Annotated in this window: 18 protein-coding genes; 8 read left to right on the top strand and 10 right to left on the bottom strand. The window is 72.3% G+C overall.

From position 1 onward, the window contains the following. Positions 1-37: 37 nt before the first annotated feature. Positions 38-424 carry an STAS domain-containing protein gene (locus ACFYP0_RS01565; RefSeq protein ID WP_124854494.1) on the top strand — a complete coding sequence of 129 codons (387 nt, stop codon included), beginning with the start codon at positions 38-40 and terminating at the stop codon, positions 422-424. 78 nt (positions 425-502) lie between these two features. Here the strand turns inward: ACFYP0_RS01565 and ACFYP0_RS01570 are convergent, their stop codons facing one another. Together ACFYP0_RS01570 and ACFYP0_RS01575 are read right to left on the bottom strand one after the other, a co-directional pair. Then, a complete protein-coding gene (locus ACFYP0_RS01570) occupies positions 503-895 on the bottom strand; it encodes an FKBP-type peptidyl-prolyl cis-trans isomerase (protein WP_124854493.1) in 393 nt (130 codons plus the stop codon). Between the two features lie 216 nt (positions 896-1,111). Then, positions 1,112-1,669 carry a hypothetical protein gene (locus ACFYP0_RS01575; RefSeq protein WP_356976474.1) on the bottom strand — a complete coding sequence of 186 codons (558 nt, stop codon included), beginning with the start codon at positions 1,667-1,669 and terminating at the stop codon, positions 1,112-1,114. A gap of 189 nt (positions 1,670-1,858) precedes the next feature. Between ACFYP0_RS01575 and ACFYP0_RS01580 the strand changes: the two genes are divergently transcribed. Next, the gene (locus ACFYP0_RS01580; RefSeq protein ID WP_355496286.1) at positions 1,859-2,548 is read left to right on the top strand and encodes a CBS domain-containing protein; all 690 of its coding nucleotides are present in this window, start codon (positions 1,859-1,861) and stop codon (positions 2,546-2,548) included. Between the two features lie 181 nt (positions 2,549-2,729). Continuing rightward, complete coding sequence (locus ACFYP0_RS01585) at positions 2,730-3,671, top strand: TerC/Alx family metal homeostasis membrane protein (RefSeq protein ID WP_225855294.1); 942 nt, start codon at positions 2,730-2,732, stop codon at positions 3,669-3,671. Between the two features lie 42 nt (positions 3,672-3,713). Here ACFYP0_RS01585 and ACFYP0_RS01590 read toward each other — a convergent pair whose 3' ends face one another. Genes ACFYP0_RS01590 through ACFYP0_RS01610 form a run of 5 tightly spaced genes read right to left on the bottom strand, consistent with a single transcriptional unit; the run spans position 3,714 to position 6,144 of the window. Beyond that, positions 3,714-4,439 carry a helical backbone metal receptor gene (locus tag ACFYP0_RS01590; protein ID WP_356976471.1) on the bottom strand — a complete coding sequence of 242 codons (726 nt, stop codon included), beginning with the start codon at positions 4,437-4,439 and terminating at the stop codon, positions 3,714-3,716. Positions 4,440-4,495: 56 nt separating this feature from the next. Beyond that, a complete protein-coding gene (locus ACFYP0_RS01595) occupies positions 4,496-5,056 on the bottom strand; it encodes a hypothetical protein (RefSeq protein ID WP_124854488.1) in 561 nt (186 codons plus the stop codon). Beyond that, entirely contained in the window at positions 5,053-5,574 is a 522-nt protein-coding gene (locus tag ACFYP0_RS01600; RefSeq protein WP_356976469.1) for a DUF6286 domain-containing protein, read from the bottom strand. The genes ACFYP0_RS01595 and ACFYP0_RS01600 overlap by 4 nt, the downstream gene beginning before the upstream one ends. Position 5,575: 1 nt before the next feature. After that, complete coding sequence (locus ACFYP0_RS01605) at positions 5,576-5,956, bottom strand: Asp23/Gls24 family envelope stress response protein (protein WP_158629559.1); 381 nt, start codon at positions 5,954-5,956, stop codon at positions 5,576-5,578. Further along, positions 5,953-6,144: a hypothetical protein gene (locus ACFYP0_RS01610; RefSeq protein ID WP_158629558.1), complete on the bottom strand. Its 192-nt coding sequence runs from the start codon at positions 6,142-6,144 to the stop codon at positions 5,953-5,955. Before ACFYP0_RS01610 ends, ACFYP0_RS01605 begins: the two co-directional genes overlap by 4 nt. Positions 6,145-6,308: 164 nt before the next feature. On the opposite strand from ACFYP0_RS01610, the gene ACFYP0_RS01615 reads away from it, so the two are divergent. Both ACFYP0_RS01615 and ACFYP0_RS01620 read left to right on the top strand, forming a co-directional pair. Next, positions 6,309-7,184, top strand: coding sequence for a hypothetical protein (locus ACFYP0_RS01615; RefSeq protein ID WP_356976466.1), 876 nt, complete (start codon positions 6,309-6,311; stop codon positions 7,182-7,184). Positions 7,185-7,478: 294 nt separating this feature from the next. Then, a complete protein-coding gene (locus ACFYP0_RS01620) occupies positions 7,479-8,753 on the top strand; it encodes a hypothetical protein (protein WP_356976464.1) in 1,275 nt (424 codons plus the stop codon). A gap of 126 nt (positions 8,754-8,879) precedes the next feature. Here the strand turns inward: ACFYP0_RS01620 and ACFYP0_RS01625 are convergent, their stop codons facing one another. Both ACFYP0_RS01625 and ACFYP0_RS01630 read right to left on the bottom strand, forming a co-directional pair. Further along, complete coding sequence (locus tag ACFYP0_RS01625) at positions 8,880-9,227, bottom strand: histone-like nucleoid-structuring protein Lsr2 (protein WP_091397759.1); 348 nt, start codon at positions 9,225-9,227, stop codon at positions 8,880-8,882. Between the two features lie 143 nt (positions 9,228-9,370). Further along, a complete protein-coding gene (locus ACFYP0_RS01630) occupies positions 9,371-9,994 on the bottom strand; it encodes a response regulator (RefSeq protein ID WP_386993940.1) in 624 nt (207 codons plus the stop codon). Between the two features lie 83 nt (positions 9,995-10,077). Here ACFYP0_RS01630 and ACFYP0_RS01635 point away from each other — a divergent pair, with 83 nt between their 5' ends. The 3 genes from ACFYP0_RS01635 (at position 10,078) to ACFYP0_RS01645 (ending at position 14,344) form a co-directional block, all read left to right on the top strand. Next, positions 10,078-11,340, top strand: a complete 1,263-nt coding sequence (locus ACFYP0_RS01635) for a manganese catalase family protein (RefSeq protein ID WP_386993942.1) — start codon at positions 10,078-10,080, stop codon at positions 11,338-11,340. Positions 11,341-11,477: 137 nt separating this feature from the next. Then, positions 11,478-13,808 (top strand): endopeptidase La, encoded by a 2,331-nt coding sequence (gene lon, locus ACFYP0_RS01640; protein ID WP_124854480.1) that lies wholly within the window; start codon positions 11,478-11,480, stop codon positions 13,806-13,808. Positions 13,809-13,939: 131 nt separating this feature from the next. After that, on the top strand, positions 13,940-14,344 hold the full coding sequence (locus ACFYP0_RS01645) for a DoxX family protein (protein WP_124854479.1): 405 nt from the start codon (positions 13,940-13,942) through the stop codon (positions 14,342-14,344). Positions 14,345-14,499: 155 nt separating this feature from the next. Here ACFYP0_RS01645 and ACFYP0_RS01650 read toward each other — a convergent pair whose 3' ends face one another. Beyond that, positions 14,500-16,245 carry a DEAD/DEAH box helicase gene (locus ACFYP0_RS01650; protein WP_244218831.1) on the bottom strand — a complete coding sequence of 582 codons (1,746 nt, stop codon included), beginning with the start codon at positions 16,243-16,245 and terminating at the stop codon, positions 14,500-14,502. Positions 16,246-16,316: the final 71 nt, after the last annotated feature.

The raw sequence follows: 16,316 nt of genomic DNA on the forward strand, positions 1-16,316 counted from the left end.
GGCGAAAGTGTCGGTGGTGGCGGCTAGATTTCTGGGCATGGAAGAGCACAGCGACCGGCTGGACGTGCAGGTCAGCGTCGGTGACCAGATGGTCCTCGTGCGGGTGGCCGGCGAGGTCGACATCGCCACGGTGGCCGCGTTCCGGTCCGCGCTGTGGTCCGCGCCGGCCCGCCCGGTGCTTCAACTGGAGTTGTCCGGGCTGCGGCTGCTCTCCGCCGCTGGAGTTCGCACGCTGCTCGCAGCGCATCTGCGCGTGCGGGCCTGTGGTGGCGAGTTGGTCCTGGTCGACCCGAGCCCGGTGGTGGCGCGGGTGCTGCGCGTCAGCGGGCTGCACCGCGTGATGCCGATTCTGGAGCTGACCTCGCCGATCGAGGCCGCGCGTCGCCCGGTCGTCGCGACCACGGACCTGCAACTGGCCGCCTGACCCCGACGACGAGGTGGGTTCCCACCCTCGCACCCGGACGTGGGGCCGCCGGCGTGGGCCGGCGACCCCGACAATCGGTCAGCTCACGCCGAGCAGGTCGACGACGAAGACCAGGGTCTCGCCCGGCTTGATGACGCCGGCGGCGCCCCGGTCGCCGTACCCCAGGTGCGGCGGGATGATCAGGCGGCGGCGACCGCCGACGCGCATGCCGACGACGCCCTGGTCCCAGCCGGCGATGACCTGGCCGCCGCCGAGCGGAAAGTCGAACGCCTCGCCCCGGTTCCACGACGAGTCGAACTCGCCGCCCGTGGAGTGCGACACGCCGACGTAGTGCACGCTGACCAACTGGCCCGGCTCGGCCTGCGGGCCGTCGCCCACGGTGATGTCCTCGATCACGAGGTCGGCCGGCGGTGCACCCTCGATCGGACCAACCTCGGGCTTGCCCGACTGGGCGCCTGCTGCCTGGGTCATGCGGGGATCTCCTGCCGTGTTGGGTGATGTGTCCGGTCACCGTCGATCCTGCCGGATCACCCCTCACCGATGTGCGGCGGACCCGCAACCTGCTCCGCGGCCCGTCCGCCGGTCGTGCACCGACGGTCCCGGTGGCGCTGCGGGCCCGGGCGGTGAAACGACGACGCGGCGGGCGTCACCAGTGCTGGTGACGTCCGCCGCGGGGGTGTGCCGTGTTCACCGCAGCCAGGGCATCCGCCGGACGATCGGCAGCCTCGCCCACACCCGGCCGAGACCCCAGGTGTCGCCGGCGTTGACCAGCGCCAGGACCGCCAGCACCGCCGCGTAGATCAGGTGGTCGTCCATGAAGGGGTTGTTCTCCGGAGGCAGGACGGCGGTCCACATCATGACCAGCAGCAGCCCACCGGCCACGGCGGCGACCCGCATACCGATGCCGAGCATCAGCGCGACACCGATCCCGGCCAGGCCGATCATGAAGAGCCAGTCCGCCCAGGCGGCACCGGCGATCCCGGCGTAGAGGTCCTTGAACGGGCCGCTCACGCCGAAGGTCAGGAATCCCTTGGTGGGGCTGCCCCCGTTGATCCAGGCGTTCTTCGACTCGGTGGCCATCCCGAAGCCGAACATCTTGTCGATGAAGGCCCAGAGGAAGATCCAGCCGAGCGCCAGCCGGGTGCCGGCCAGGATGTACCGGACGGTCCGTTCGTGAGCGGTGCCGGCCTTCGGAGCGGTGTTATCGGCGGTGACCCGCTCGGTCGTCGCGACCATGGTCTCCACGTCCCTTCTCAGCTTCGCACCGCGCTTCCCGGTGGCATCTCCAGTGGACTCCCACGGCCTTCTCGGCGGCAGGGCCGACAGACCGCACCTGCTCGGGACGTTCGACCCCCTCCGGTCCGGTCCGGCGGCCCTGACGACCGTCGGCGCTCGGTCGTAGCGTCCGAGATGGACCAGGAGAGGGAGGCCGTGATGAGGACCTGGCAGGTGGGTGACGTGATGACCCGGGAGGTCGAGACCGTGGTGGCCGAGACCCCGTACCGGGAGATCGTCGATGTGCTGTTGCGCCGCGGTGTCAGCGCGGTGCCGGTGATCGACGATTTCCACCGGGTGCTGGGGGTGGTGTCCGAGGCTGATCTGCTGCACCGCGTCGAGCGCGCCGGTGATCCGGCGCTGCGACGGGTCTTCGAGAGCCGCCGTCGGCGCGGTGCCCGTGGCAAGAGTGCCGCCCTGCTGGCCGGCGACCTGATGACCGCGCCGGCGGTCACCACCGATCCGGAGGCGATGCTGTCCGCCGCTGCCCGGCTGATGGACCGCGAGCAGGTCAAGCGGCTGCCCGTGCTGGACGACCTGGGCCGGCTCGTCGGGATCGTCAGTCGTGCCGACCTGCTGCGGGTGCACCTGCGCTCGGACGCCGAGATTCGGGAGGACGTGGTCCAGGAGGTGCTTCGCCGGGTGCTCGCCGTGCGGGATGGACTGGTCACGGTCGAGGTCCGCCACGGTGACGTGACTCTGGCCGGTCGGCTGGACCGCCGCTCCGCCGTCGACCTCGCCGGTCGACTCGCGGGGCAGGTCAGTGGGGTCGTGCGAGTGACCAACGCGATCACCTACGACGCCGACGACACGATCTCCGACCCCCGCCAGGTGATGCCGGTCGCCTGAGCACTGGCGGCGCCCGCCCAGAGCCTCAGCCGTCGCCCTGGGGACCGCCCGATCGTCGTAGTGGTGCCCGACCCGACTTCGGTCGACCGTCCGATGCCGGGTCGGGCGTTCACCTAGGCTCGGAAAAGGCCGGCCGGCCTGGTTGACGGGCGGTGCGCGGTGATCGATGCGGAGGGCGTCGGTGGCTGAGGCGACGGTCGCGGTCCCGCTGTGGGCCTGGGCGGCGGTCGGCGCGGTGATCGCGGTGCTGCTCGCCGTGGATGTGCTCCTGCACCGGGACAACCACGTCATCGAGCTCCGCGAGGCGCTGCTGTGGAGCGCCGTCTGGATCGGCGCCGGTCTGCTGTTCGGGTTGGTCGTCTGGTGGGGCCTCGGCGGTGACCCGGCCATCGCGTACTTCTCCGGCTACCTGCTGGAGAAGGCGCTCTCGGTGGACAACGTGTTCGTCTTCGCACTGCTCTTCGGCTACTTCCAGGTGCCGCCGGGCTATCAGCACAAGGTGCTGTTCTGGGGTGTCGTGGGGGCACTCGTCTTCCGGCTGCTGTTCATCTTCGCCGGTGCCGAGTTGCTGGACCGGCTCGCCTGGGCCGGGTTCGTGCTGGGCGCGTTCCTGATCTGGACCGGCTGGCGGCTGGCCGTACGCGGAAAGCCGGACGTCGACCCGGAACGCAACGTCGTGGTCCGGCTGTTCCGGCGGCTGGTGCCCACCGACGCCCGCTACCACGGCGACCGGTTCACCGCCCGGGTGGCCGGCCGTCGGGTGGCGACGTTGCTGCTGGTCGCGCTCGTCGCCATCGAGGCCACCGACGTGGTCTTCGCCATCGACTCGGTGGCGGCGATCCTTGCCATCACCACGAACACCTTCCTGGTCTGGACGGCCACCGCGTTCGCCGTCCTGGGGCTGCGCAGCCTCTACTTCTGCCTCGCTGGCCTGCTGCGCCACTTCGGCTACCTGCGGTACGGGTTGGCGCTGCTACTGGCCTTCGCCGGGCTGAAGCTGATTCTCGCCGAGACGCCGGTGGGCAAGCTGCCGGTCTGGTTGACCCTGGCCGTGGTGCTGCTGACCCTCACGGTCTCCATCGGCGCCAGCACCCTGGCCGCCCGCCGCCGAACCGACGGCTGAGCCGCCGGGCCGCTGGTTGAGCCGCCGGGCCGCTGGCCGGGGTCAGCCGACCAGCACCGGCCGGGACAGCTGGTCGGCGAGCAACGCGGGCGCCTCGGCCAGGGACGGGCCGTACCAGGTGAGGTGCCGCCCGGAGAGCAGGGCGCACGGTACGCCGGGAAACGCCTCCGGCCCGTCGTCGGCGGTGAACCGGTACGGCTCGTCGGGCAGCACCACCAGGTCGGGCTCTCGTTCGCGTAGTTCGGCCAGGGTCGGGCGGGGATAGCGTTCGGGGTGCTCGTCGTAGGCGTTGACCACGCCGAGGCGGCGCAGCACGTCACCGGCGAACGTGTCGCCGCCGAGCACCACCCACGGCCGACGCCAGACCGGCACCACCGCGCGACGGGTCGTCGTCAGCCGGGGTGGTGTGGCCCACGCCCGCCGGGCGGCCCGCAGCCAGGCCGGCTCCGTCGGCGCACCCAGTTCGGTCAGCAGGTCGCCCAGCTCGGCCAACGCGCCGGGAACGGTCCGCGGATAGGTGACCCGCACCGGTACGCCGGCCGCCTGTAACGCCTCCGCGTCGGCCCGGCGGTTCTCCTCAACGTTCAGCAGCACCACGTCCGGACGCAGTGCGCGCACCCGGTCCAGGTCGGGGTACTTGCTGCCGCCGACCCGGGCCACGTCGAGCCCGGCCGGGTGGCTGCACCAGTCGGTGGCTCCGACCAGCGCTCCCGGCAGGGTCAGCGCCACCGCCTCGGTCAGGGACGGCACCAGCGACACCACCCGCACCCGCGTACCTCCTGTTCGCCGCCGACACCGATCATGCCTCTCGGGTCGGCGTCGGGTCAGGGGTGGCTCGCCTCGATGCGGGCGGTCACGTCGAGGTGCGCGGGCTGGCAGTCGGTCGTCGCCGCGAATCGGCGGACCGCGGCGCGTACGTGCTCGCGTACGCCGGCGGTCGGCGCGTCGGCGGTGAGGTCCACCCGGATCCACACGTCGGGGTGCGGTGGCGCGCCGGTGAGCACCACCCGGGCCCGGCGTACCCCGGGGTTGCCGGTCAGGTCGCGGGCCAGCGCGTCGGCGAGAACGTCGGTGGCCAGCCGGGTCCGGCCCGGCCGGCGTCCGGGGTGGCTCAGGGTGCCGCGCAGCGTGCCGTCCGGGCCCCGCAGCTCCCGGGCCAGCAGGCGTTGCCCGGCCAGCGCGAACAGCGCTCCGGCGACGGCCGCGGCCAGGGTGCTCCACGGCGCGGCCCTCCGCCACCGGTCGACCAGTTCGGCGCTGAGCAGCACCGCCGCCGGGTCAGCGCCGGGCAACGTACCGAGGCTGGCAGTCAGCGCCCCGGCGCCGCCCGCGACCAGCAGCAGCGCGATGACGGTCCACAGCAGTCGGTGCCCGGCGTTGCTCACGCCGGCCGTCGCCGAGGCAGCAGCCGGACGTCGATCCGGGCGGGGCGGGGTGCGGTGAGGTGGCGCAACTCCTGGTGCACGGCGAACTCGATCTCCGCCCGGGCCGCCGGGTCGCCGGTCGCGCGGACCCGGGGGCGCCACTGGCCGCCGCGCCGTCGGACCCGGACCCGGGCGCGGCGGACGCCCGGCACCGCGCTGGCGGCGTCGGCGAGCCGCCGTTCCACACAGCGCCGGTGCAGGTACCAGCCGTCGAGCTCGTCGGCGCGCAGGCGGACCGGCGTCCAGCGGCGCAGCTGGGCGACGAGGATGGCCAGGCCCAGCAGGAGAGCCCCGCCGGCCACGGCCCGGACGGTGGGGTCGCGCCACCGGGTGCCGCTCAGCGCGTCGAGCCAGCCGCTGGTGTCGAACGGTGTCGGTCGGTGCAGGGTGAGCAGCAACGCCTGGACGGCCGCCGCGGCGCCACCGAGAAGCAGGGCGGTGGCCAGCAGCAACGAGGCGACCCGGTTGGCCGTACGCATCTCAGCCGTCCTCCGGTGTGGCGGTGCCGACGCCGGAGGAGTCGACGCCGGGGACGAGCAGGTCGTCCACGGTGACGGTCACCACCGCCACGCTGAGCCCGGTCTGGGCGGCAACCTGGTCGGTGACCACCGCCCGAACCGTCTCGGCGATCGTCGGCACGCTGTGCCCGTACCAGGTGATCAGGTGCAGGTCGAGTCCGACGGATTGGTCATCCAGGCGGACCGCCGCCGGGCGGACGACGGACACGCCCGGCACGAGGCTGGCCGCCTGCACCGCGATCCGCGCGACGTCCGCGGTGTCGCCCGGGCGGCGCTCCGGACCGGTCGTCCCGGCAGCCAGACCGGTGCCGGGGTTCGTCCCCGCGGACGGGCGGGTGGTCACCGGCGCCGCCGAGCGTCGGCGCGGCGGTCGCCGAGACCGGTCACCGCGAGGTCGCCGTCGAGCACCCGGACGACCAGCCAGCCGAGCAGGCCGGCGAGCACGGCCAGGGCGGCCACGCCGGCGCCGGCGAGCGCCCAGACCGCCACGGCGAGGAACCCGGCGAGGAAGCCGAACTGCTGTCGCGACATGGTCACCTCCGGGCCGGTCCGGTACCGGCGGTCGCTGGATACACCCGGCGGCCATTCCTGGAACGTCGGCGCTGCTGTGATCCGCGTCACATCGTAAGTCGGTGGCCCATGATCGACCACCTAGACTCGGCCCGGCTCGACCGACCGGCGGATGGATCAGGCAGATGACGAGCATCGGGAGCGACGACCCCGGTTGGCTGCGGGCGATGCCCGCCGAGGCGGGACGCGACGCGCTGCTCAGCCGCGCCGGCCACCGGGTCCTGGCGGCACGCCGGCTCACTGATCTGGTCCAGGGTCGCCCACCCGGTGTCACTGGCAGCCAGTGGACCTCGGCGAGCCGCGCCAGCTTCGACTTCGTGGTCTACGCCGCCGACACCGGCCGTCCGGTCGTCGCCGTGCAGATCGGCCCGGTGCCGTCTCCCGGCTCGGCGGAGCAGCGCGTGGAGCGGCTCACGGACGCGGTGAGCGCGGCCGTCGGCCTGCCCGTTCTGCGGATCGGTACGCCCACGTTGAGCGCCGCCGAGCATGGCCGCCGCCTGGTCGAGTACGTGATCGACGCGCGCGCCTACGCCGCGGGCGGGGCCACCGCCGCCGGGACCGAACCGGCGCCGGTGGGCTTCCGGGACATCCTGGGCCGGCTGCCGGACGGGCGTACCGGGCCGGTCAACGACCTCGGCGCGCTGACCCGCGCGGCGGCGGTCGAGGCGTACGTGGCCGGGCAGGTGGCCGACCCGATCGTGCGAGGGCTGCACGTCCGCTGGGTGGACGGGCCGGCACAGGGGTGGAGCTGGGTGCAGGTACGCCCCGACGGGTGCCTCGTCGAGCAGGTCTCGGTGACCGAACACCGTTTCTCCTGTGGCATCGACGCGGCCCGGCTGGCCGAGGATCTCGCCGCCGTCGCGGTGGGGGAACGCCTACGGGAGAACGCCGTGGCCGACCTGCTGCCGCGCGGCGAGTGGACCGCCCGGATCGCCGCGCTGAGCCAGCGCCGCCACGAACTGGTCGGCGGTTTCGCCTTCGACCACCTCTGCGCCGACTGACCAGCGCCGTTTCACCTGCTGATCCCTGCTCCGCACCGGCTCCGTGTCGGGTCGCGGCAATTTCCTGTGCGTCTGTTGAACCTTCCCGGCCGCCGCCCCGTACTCCTGCGCGAATGAACAGGATCTCCCCATCCGCGTCCACCGGGCGCGGGAGACGGTGCGGAAAGGGCATCGTCGGCCATCGACGCATTACCGGGTAGGCCACGGTGGGTCACCACCGCGGCGTGCCACCTCACATCCGTCGGTCCGCCGAGGGCAGAAATCCACTACCGGATCGAGAAGGAGAGCAATTCGATGCGCAGGTCCACTCGGGCGCGCCGGCCTTCCGGCAACGCGCGGAGCAAGCGTCTGCTGGCAGTTGTCGGCACGCTCGCGGTCTTCGGCGGAGTTGTCGCCGTGACTCAGATTTCGTCGGCCCAGGACCGGCGGACAAATAAGCCACGTCCGGCTTCCGGGCAGTGCGTGGAGCCGAGCCCGGGCGCGACCGCGCCGACCGGCGGCGGCTCGACCACCCGGACCTGGCAGAACGGTCGGTGGGTGCGTAATCACTGGGGTGACGGACAGCAGTCGGTCCCCGAGTGCGAGGACGGCAAGGACGGCACGGTGGGCACCGGTACGGCCATCGCCTGTCCGGACGTGGCGGCCAAACTGCCGCAGGTGCCGAACCGGGCGCGGGCCGAGGTGGACCGCAACCTCGCCCAGTTGCAGACCCAGATCGCCGAGGCGGACCGCCGCCTCGCCGCCGAGGGCAACAAGGGTGAGGCGTTCATCCGCAGCGCGATCCTCCAGCCGTTGGCCGGCAAGCGCCGCGCCGTGCTGGACCGGATCACGACCGCCATCGACCGGGTCGGACCTCGGCCGCAGGGCCTCGCGCAGCTCGCCGAGTGCCAGGTGCAGCCCACCGGCGGCACGGGCGGCAACAACGGCGGCGGTACCTCACCCACCACGACCCCTGGTGGCGGCAACAACGGTGGCGGCACCTCACCCACCACGACTCCTGGTGGTGGCACCGCGCCCGGCGCCGGGCTCGGTGTGCTCGCCAACGACTGCGACGAGAGCCAGCTCGAGCCGCACAACGGTTTCCAGAACGGCAACCGTTGCGTGAGCACCGAGTTCGGTGAGGTCGGCGCGGCGGCCAACAACCCGTCGCTGCTGATCACCCAGTTCCCCGACCAGGTCGGCCAGAACCAGCCCTTCACCCTGCGGGTCAGCACCCGCAACCTGGTCCGGGACCGCTTCCTGGCCGCCGGTCAGGGTGGCTACTACGTGGAGAGCTCGCTCCTCAACGACCAGGGCCTGGTCCGCGGTCACTTCCACACCGCCTGCCGGATGCTGAACAGCCTGACCGCTCCGCCGGAGCCGCAGGAGGTGCCCGCGTTCTTCGTCGCGACCGAGGACGGCCGCGGTGGCGCCCAGCCCGACGAGGTGACGATCCAGATTCCGGGCCTGCCGCAGTCCGGTACCGCCCAGTGCTCCGTCTGGGCCGGTGACGGCTCGCACCGCCTGCCGATGATGGAGCGGGCCAACCAGACCCCCGCCTTCGACTCGGTGCGCATCGACGTCAACTGAGCTGACGTACCAACGGCGGCCGGCCACCCGGGGCGACAACCCGGGGTGGCCGGCCGCCGCTTCGTTTCCGGTGCCCGGACAAACGGCGGGGCCCCGCCGTTTCCGGCGGGGCCCCGTCGAGTCGCGTCAGCGGCTCTTGTACGCCTCGACGACCTCAACCGGGATCCGGCCCCGCTCGGAAATCTTGTAGCCGTTCTTGACGGCCCATTCCCGGATGGCCCGGTTCTGCTCCCGATCCATTCCCGCGCCGGCGGGTCGCCCCGGTCGCCGGACCGAACGGGTGCTCTCCACCGGACCGCGCCCGATCCGCCGCCCCGCATTGATGTACGGATCGAGCGCCTTGCGCAGGACGCCGGCATTCTCGTCGGAGACATCGATCGTGTAGGCCACGCCGTCGAGACTGAACTCAACCGTCCGGTCGGCCTTCCCACCGTCGAGGTCGTCGGTCAGGACCGTGATTACTTTTCTCGCCATTGCCGATTACTCCCTGTGTGCGGCGGGATGTGTCCAAAGTCTGACCTATCACCCCGGTAATCCGCAACAATATGCCTTCCATTCATTCGGCGCGTCGCGATTCCGTTACGAGCAAAACCGTGAATCGGTTCGGTGTCGAGGCTTCATTCCCCGAGGATGCCGCTGTGACCGGCGAGGGCAGCCGCCTCGGCCCGGTTCGAGACCCGCAACTTGCGCAGCAACGCGGCGGTCATCCGTTTCACCGTCTGTTCGGAGACGTGCAGTTCTTCGGCGATGTCGACGGTGCTGCGGCCGGCGGCGATCGCCCGCAGCAGCCGCCGTTCCTCGCCGTCCAGGTCGACGGCCGCGAAGCGCGTGGGTCGCAGCACGGCTCGCAGCAGTTCGGCCGGCAGCACCGCCCAGCCGTCGAGGATGGCCAGCAGTGGGGGCAGCAGCTCCTCCGGTTCGCTGGTCTTGGGCAGGAACCCCTCGGCGCCGGCTCGCAGCGCCTCGACCGCTGGCCCGGGCTCGGCGGCACCGGACATCGCGACCACCCGTACCCGTGGGGTGGTCCGCCGGATCGCGGCCACCGCCCGGATGCCGCCGGGCGGCGGCATGTGCAGGTCGACAAGGGCCAGGTCGGGGCAGTGGTTGCTGACCAGGGCCGCCGCCGCGGCGGCGTCGCCGGTCGAGGCGACCACCTCGGCGCGGCCGTTGGTGGTGATCGGGAGCAGTAACTCCAGGCCGCGGACGAAAAGCGGGTGATCGTCCACGACGACGAGTCGCAAGGTGGAGGCTCCCGGCATGTCTGCGCCGTTCCCCAGCGGGTACCGATCATGCGGGTTCGCACCGAACGAGAGGAGTCGGGTGGATGCGCGTACGGCATGGTTTGCGGGACCTGCTGCGAGGGTTGCGCCCCATTGAGCCGACACCCGACGAGCGACGGCCGACGGCGGCCGATTCGGAGTTGCTGCTGCGGGTTTTGTGCCACGAGTTCCGTACGCCGATCAGCACCCTGACGTCGCTGACCCGCGCGCTGGCCGACGAGCGTCGCGAGCTGACCGGGGACGACCGGCGGGCGCTCAGTGAGCTGGCCCGCGACCAGGCCGCCCACCTGCAGAGCCTCCTGCGCGACGCGACCGCAGGCACCGGCGTGCTGACGCCGGCTCCGCAGCCGGAGCCGGCCGTCGCGCTTGCGGGCATCCTACGGGAGGCCGCCGCGCTGGTGCCGGTCGGCCGTCGGCGGGCGCGGGCCACCCGGCGGGCGGCCTCCTGCCCGGTGCCGGCCGGACGAACCCGACAGGTACTGGTCAACCTGGTGCAGAACGCGTTGCGTTTGCAGGAGGTGTTGGGCGGCAAGTGGGGCGAGATGACGGTCGCCAACCAGTATCTCTTCCAGGGTTGGAACTGCCGACTGCCCGGCAAGTACAAGGACCTGCTGCTCGACGTCGGCACGGAGGAGATGGGCCACGTCGAGATGATCGTCACGATGATCACCCGACTGCTGGACAACGCGCCGCTGTCGCTGACCGAGGGGATCGCGGAGGACCCCGGAGGTGCCGCGACCTACGCCGGCGAGAACCCGGCGCACTTCATCCACGGTGGTGGTGGCGCCCTGCCCGCCGACTCCAACGGGGTGCCGTGGAACGGCGCGTTCATCACCGCCAGCGGCAACCTGTTGGCCGATTTCCAGCTCAACGTCACCGCCGAGGCGCAGGGTCGGCTCCAGGTCGCCCGGTTGTTCCACATGACCGACGACCCGGGCGTCAAGCAGATGCTTCGCTTCCTGCTGGCCCGCGACACGATGCACCAGAACATGTGGCTGGCGGCGATCGAGCAGCTCAAGGAGGACGGGCTGGAGGAGATGCCGGTGCCCGAGGCCTTCCCGGACTCCGGCGAGTTCACCGAGGAGTACGGCTACACCTACCTGGGTTTCTCCTCGGGCACCGACGCCGCCCAGGGGCGCTGGGCATCCGGGCCCTCGCCGGACGGCAAGGGCGAGTTCCGGTACGACGACAACCCGCGGGCGAACGCGCCGGAGCCGGTGCTGCCCCCTGGTGACCCCCGCCTGTACGGCACCAACCCGGGGGTGGCCGGCTCGGTGGTGAACACGGTGAAGAGCAAGCTCACCTGAGGTGCCTCGTCGGGTCGCCCGCCGGTCCCCGGGCGGTTCGACGGACCGACCGGAAGAGTGGCCTGGGTCACAGATCGGAACAAGGGGAACGCTTTGTTACTTGAGTGAGACACGCTCAACTCAACGCGAGGTGTTCGATGGCAACTCTTCCGGTACTTCCGCTGACCGACGCCGTACTGCTGCCCGGCATGGTCATCCCGGTGACCCTCGACCCCACCACCCAGGCCGCGATCGACGCGGCGCGTGCGACCGGCGACCGCAAGCTGCTGGCCGTGCCGCGCATCGACGGCGAGTACGGCCCGGTGGGCGTGGTCGCCACCATCGAGAAGGTCGGCCGGCTGCCCGAGGGTGAGCCCGCCGCCGTCATTCGTGGCCTGTCCCGGGCCCGGATCGGCTCCGGCGTGCCCGGCCCCGGTGCCGCCCTCTGGGTCGAGGCGACCGAACTCGACGAACCCGCCTACGCCGGTCGGGCCCGGGAACTCGCCCGCGAGTACCGCGCCCTGGTGACATCCGTGCTCCAGCAGCGGGGCGCCTGGCAGGTCATCGACGCGGTGGAGCGGATGACCGACCTCTCCGAGCTGGCCGACTCGGCCGGCTACGCGCCCTGGCTGACCCTGGAGCAGAAGACCGAACTGCTGGCCGCGCCGGACGTCACCGCCCGGCTGGAGTTGCTGGTCGGCTGGGTGAAGGACTACCTGGCCGAGCAGGAGGTCACCGAGCAGATCAACAGTGACGTCCGCGAGGGGCTGGAGAAGTCCCAGCGCGAGTTCCTGCTGCGCCAGCAACTCGCCGCGATCCGCAAGGAGCTGGGCGAGGACGAGCCGGACGGCTCCGCCGACTACCGGTCCCGCGTCGAGTCCGCCGAGCTGCCGGAGAAGGTGCGCGAGGCGGCCATGCGCGAGGTCGGCAAGCTGGAGCGGGCCAGCGACGCCTCCCCGGAGGCGGGCTGGATCCGTACCTGGCTGGACACCGTCCTCGAAATGCCGTGGGGCACGCGTACCGAGGACAACACCGACCTGGCCGCGGCCCGGGCGGTGCTCGACGCCGACCACGCCGGCTTGTCCGACGTGAAGGACCGCATCCTGGAGTACCTGGCGGTGCGCAACCGGCGTGCCGAGCGCAACCTCGGTGTGGTCGGCGGACGCGGCTCCGGCGCGGTGCTCGCCCTCGCCGGTCCTCCCGGGGTGGGTAAGACCAGCCTCGGCGAGTCCGTGGCGCGGGCGCTCGGGCGTAACTTCGTCCGGGTGTCGCTCGGCGGCGTCCGCGACGAGGCGGAGATCCGCGGGCACCGACGCACCTACGTGGGGGCGCTGCCCGGTCGGATCGTCCGCGCGCTGCGCGAGGCCGGTTCGATGAACCCGGTCGTGCTCCTCGACGAGGTGGACAAGCTGGCCGCCGGCTACGCCGGTGACCCGGCCGCCGCCCTGCTGGAGGTGCTCGACCCGGCCCAGAACCACACCTTCCGGGATCACTACCTGGAGGTCGACCTCGACCTGTCCGACGTGCTCTTCCTGGCCACCGCCAACGTGGTGGAGTCCATCCCCGGCCCCCTGCTGGACCGGATGGAGCTGGTCACCCTGGACGGGTACACCGAGGACGAGAAGGTCGCCATCGCCCGCGACCACCTGCTGCCCCGGCAGCGGGAGCGGGCCGGGCTGACCGTCGACGAGGTCAGCGTCGCCGATGAGGCTCTCGCGCTGATCGCGGGGGAGTACACCCGGGAGGCCGGTGTCCGGCAGCTCGAGCGTGCCCTGGCCAAGATCCTGCGCAAGGTGGCGGTGACGCTGGCGACGGACCCGACGCCGGTACGCGTCGGCACCGACAACCTCGCCGGCTACCTGGGTCGGCCGAAGTTCACCCCGGAATCGGCCGAGCGCACCGCCGTGCCCGGCGTGGCCACCGGCCTGGCCGTCACCGGTGCCGGTGGGGACGTGCTCTTCATCGAGGCGACCAGCATGGAGGGCGAGCCGGGGCTGACCCTGACCGGCCAGCTCGGTGACGTGATGAAGGAGTCGGCGCAGATCGCGCTCTCCTACCTGCGCTCCAACGGGCGGCGGTTCGGCATCGACCCGAACGCTCTCGCGGGACGCCGGATCCACGTCCACTTCCCGGCGGGCGCGGTGCCCAAGGACGGTCCGAGCGCCGGCATCACCATGGTCACGGCCCTGGCGTCGCTGGTCACCGGTCGCCCGGTCCGCCCAGAGTTCGGGATGACCGGCGAGGTGACGCTCTCCGGTCGGGTGCTGCCGATCGGTGGGGTGAAGCAGAAGCTGCTCGCCGCGCACCGGGCCGGCCTCACCGAGGTGATCATCCCGGCGCGCAACGAGCCCGACCTGGACGACCTGCCGACCGAGGTGCGCGAGGCGCTGACCGTGCACACCCTGGCCGACGTGGCCGACGTGCTCGCCCTGGCGTTGCGTCCGGCCGACGTGAAGACGCTGGACGGTCCGGCGCTCTTCGCGGTCTGACGCTCCGACCATGCGGGCCCCCGCCGTCTTCCGACGGCGGGGGCCCTTTCGGTACGCGGGGGACGGTCTACTGTCTCGTCTGCACCGTCAACCACCTCTCCGCCGCGAGGCGGCCCCCTGGAGGAACCCCCGTGAACGTGGTGCTCTGGATCATTCAGATCCTGCTCGCCGCCGTCTTCGCCGGCGTTGGGCTGGCCAAGCTGAGCCAGCCCAAGGAGAAGTTGCGCGACGTCATGCGGTGGGTGGACCCGGTGCCGCCGTCGCAGGTCAAGTCGCTCGGCGCGGTCGAGCTGCTGGCCGCCGCCGGGCTCGTGCTGCCCGCCGCCACCGGCATCGCCACAGTGCTCACCCCACTCGCCGCCGTCGGGCTGGTCATCGTCATGATCGGCGGCATCCTGGTGCACCTGCGTGCCCGCGAGCAGCAGACCTCCCCGGACGGGCGTCGCACCGAGATCCAGGGCGCGGTCACCTGCGCGGTGCTGCTCGTCCTCGCCGCAGTGGTGGCCTGGGGCCGTTTCGGCCCGTACGCCCTCTGATCCGCGTCGGCCAGCACGCGACGATGCACAGTAGATACGGCTGCTGGACAGCGCCTGCTCTTCGACGCGGGCGGCGGGTGCTCTCGTTTCTCCCGCCGCCTCGCCGGGCAGTGGCGTCGGCGACCGTCGTGCTCCGGCGGTCGCCGACGGCGTGCTCAGCGCTCGTCGCCGCCGCGGTCGCGGCGCACGGTGGCCTTGCGGCCCTTGATCGTGCTGGAGCGCAACCCGGAGATGACCTCATCGGCCACCCCCTGCGGCACCTCCACCAGTGAGAACCGGTCGGCGATCTCGATCGAGCCGATGTCCCGACCGCGGATGCCGGTCTCCCCGGTGATCGCGCCGACCAGATCCTGCGGGCGCACCCCGGCGCGTCGACCCAGGCCGACGAAGACCTGGACGGTGTTGCCGCCGCCGGAGCGTGGCCGGCCCCCGCCCCGCCGGTCGCCGCCCCGGCCGCCGGCCTCCGGGCGACCCTCGCGCGGCCCACGGACCGGAGCCTGCGGGATCTCCTCCTCGTCGTCGGAGCCCGGCGACGTCACCTCGTGGGCCAGCTTCACGGCGGCGAGGGCGACCTCCATCAGGTCGAACTCGTCGGTCAGCGTCTCCACGATCACCCGGAACGGGTCGAGGTCGTCCTCCAGCAGGCTCTCCCGCAGGGCCGCCTGGGTCAGCTCCAGCCGCCGGGTGCGCATGTCGGCCACGGTGGGGATCTTGTCGATGGTGATCCGCTGGCCGGTCACCCGCTCGATGGTCTTGAGCATCCGGTGCTCACGCGGCTCGGCGAGGGTGATCGCCACGCCCTCGCGGCCAGCCCGACCCACCCGACCGATCCGGTGCACGTACGACTCGGGGGCGGACGGCACGTCGTAGTTGACCACGTGGGTCAGCTGCTCGACGTCCAGCCCACGGGCCGCCACGTCGGTGGCCACCAGCAGGTCGGCGGTGCCTGCCCGCAGCCGACCCATGACCCGATCGCGCTGCTCCTGGCTCATGCCGCCGTGCAGCGCCTCGGAGCGGTAGCCCCGACCGTTCATCGTCTCGGTCAACCGGTCGACCTCTTCCCGGCTGCGGCAGAACACGATCGCCGCGGTCGGGGACTCCACGTCCAAGACCCGGCCCAGCGCGGCCGGCTTGTGCGCCCGGGTCACGATGTACGCGCTCTGCCGCACCCGGGGCGCCTCACCCGCGACCTGCTGCTCCCGGCCGATCTCGATGCGCACCGGTTCGCGCAGGTGCTGGCGGGCCATCCCGTCGATGCGCGACGGCATGGTGGCCGAGAAGAGCACCGTCTGACGCTGCGTCGGCGCGTGCTCCAGGATCGCCTCGATGTCCTCGGCGAAGCCCATGTCGAGCATCTCGTCGGCCTCGTCGAGCACCACCGTGGCCAACCCACCGAGGCGCAGGGTGCCCCGGGCGATGTGATCGAGGGCACGGCCCGGGGTGGCCACCACCACGTCGACACCGCTGTCCAGTGCCCGCAACTGCCGCCCGATCGGCTGCCCACCGTAGATCGGCAGCACCCGCGCCCCCAGGTCCTTGCCGTAGCGGTGGAAGGCCTCGGAGACCTGTACCGCCAGCTCCCGGGTCGGCACCAGCACCAGCGCCACCGGGTCGCCGCCCTGACGGTGTGCCGCCATGAGGTTCAGCAGCGGCAGCGCGAACGCAGCCGTCTTGCCGGTGCCGGTGGCCGCCTGACCCAGCAGGTCCCGACCCTCCAGCAGCGGTGGGATAGCCTCGCGCTGGATGGGGGTCGGCTCCTCGTACCCGAGGGCGGCGAGCGCGCCCAGCAGCTCGGCGCGGAGCCCGAGCTCGGTGAAGGCGCTCACCTCGTCGGTGCCGTCGGGGGTGGCGTCGATCGGTGCGTCAATCGGTGCGTCGTGCTGTGCAGGTGCGGAACTCATGTGCCAAGCCTTTCATTACGCCGTCGGAGCCGCTGCGCCGACCGCCACAAGAGCTGTCCCCGAGCCCGTGC

Origin of the sequence: Micromonospora arida (assembly GCF_042873195.1) — a bacterium.
Classification (GTDB): Bacteria; Actinomycetota; Actinomycetes; order Mycobacteriales; family Micromonosporaceae; genus Micromonospora; species Micromonospora arida.

Excerpts from the sequence above, each read along its gene's own strand:
- ACFYP0_RS01565 (WP_124854494.1), top strand. The coding sequence starts at position 38 with ATGGAAGAGCACAGCGACCGGCTGGACGTGCAGGTCAGCGTCGGTGAC.
- ACFYP0_RS01570 (WP_124854493.1), bottom strand. The coding sequence starts at position 895 with ATGACCCAGGCAGCAGGCGCCCAGTCGGGCAAGCCCGAGGTTGGTCCG.
- ACFYP0_RS01580 (WP_355496286.1), top strand. The coding sequence starts at position 1,859 with ATGAGGACCTGGCAGGTGGGTGACGTGATGACCCGGGAGGTCGAGACC.
- ACFYP0_RS01600 (WP_356976469.1), bottom strand. The coding sequence starts at position 5,574 with ATGCGTACGGCCAACCGGGTCGCCTCGTTGCTGCTGGCCACCGCCCTG.
- ACFYP0_RS01610 (WP_158629558.1), bottom strand. The coding sequence starts at position 6,144 with ATGTCGCGACAGCAGTTCGGCTTCCTCGCCGGGTTCCTCGCCGTGGCG.
- ACFYP0_RS01615 (WP_356976466.1), top strand. The coding sequence starts at position 6,309 with ATGACGAGCATCGGGAGCGACGACCCCGGTTGGCTGCGGGCGATGCCC.
- ACFYP0_RS01620 (WP_356976464.1), top strand. The coding sequence starts at position 7,479 with ATGCGCAGGTCCACTCGGGCGCGCCGGCCTTCCGGCAACGCGCGGAGC.
- ACFYP0_RS01625 (WP_091397759.1), bottom strand. The coding sequence starts at position 9,227 with ATGGCGAGAAAAGTAATCACGGTCCTGACCGACGACCTCGACGGTGGG.
- ACFYP0_RS01635 (WP_386993942.1), top strand. The coding sequence starts at position 10,078 with ATGCGCGTACGGCATGGTTTGCGGGACCTGCTGCGAGGGTTGCGCCCC.
- lon (WP_124854480.1), top strand. The coding sequence starts at position 11,478 with ATGGCAACTCTTCCGGTACTTCCGCTGACCGACGCCGTACTGCTGCCC.
- ACFYP0_RS01650 (WP_244218831.1), bottom strand. The coding sequence starts at position 16,245 with ATGAGTTCCGCACCTGCACAGCACGACGCACCGATTGACGCACCGATC.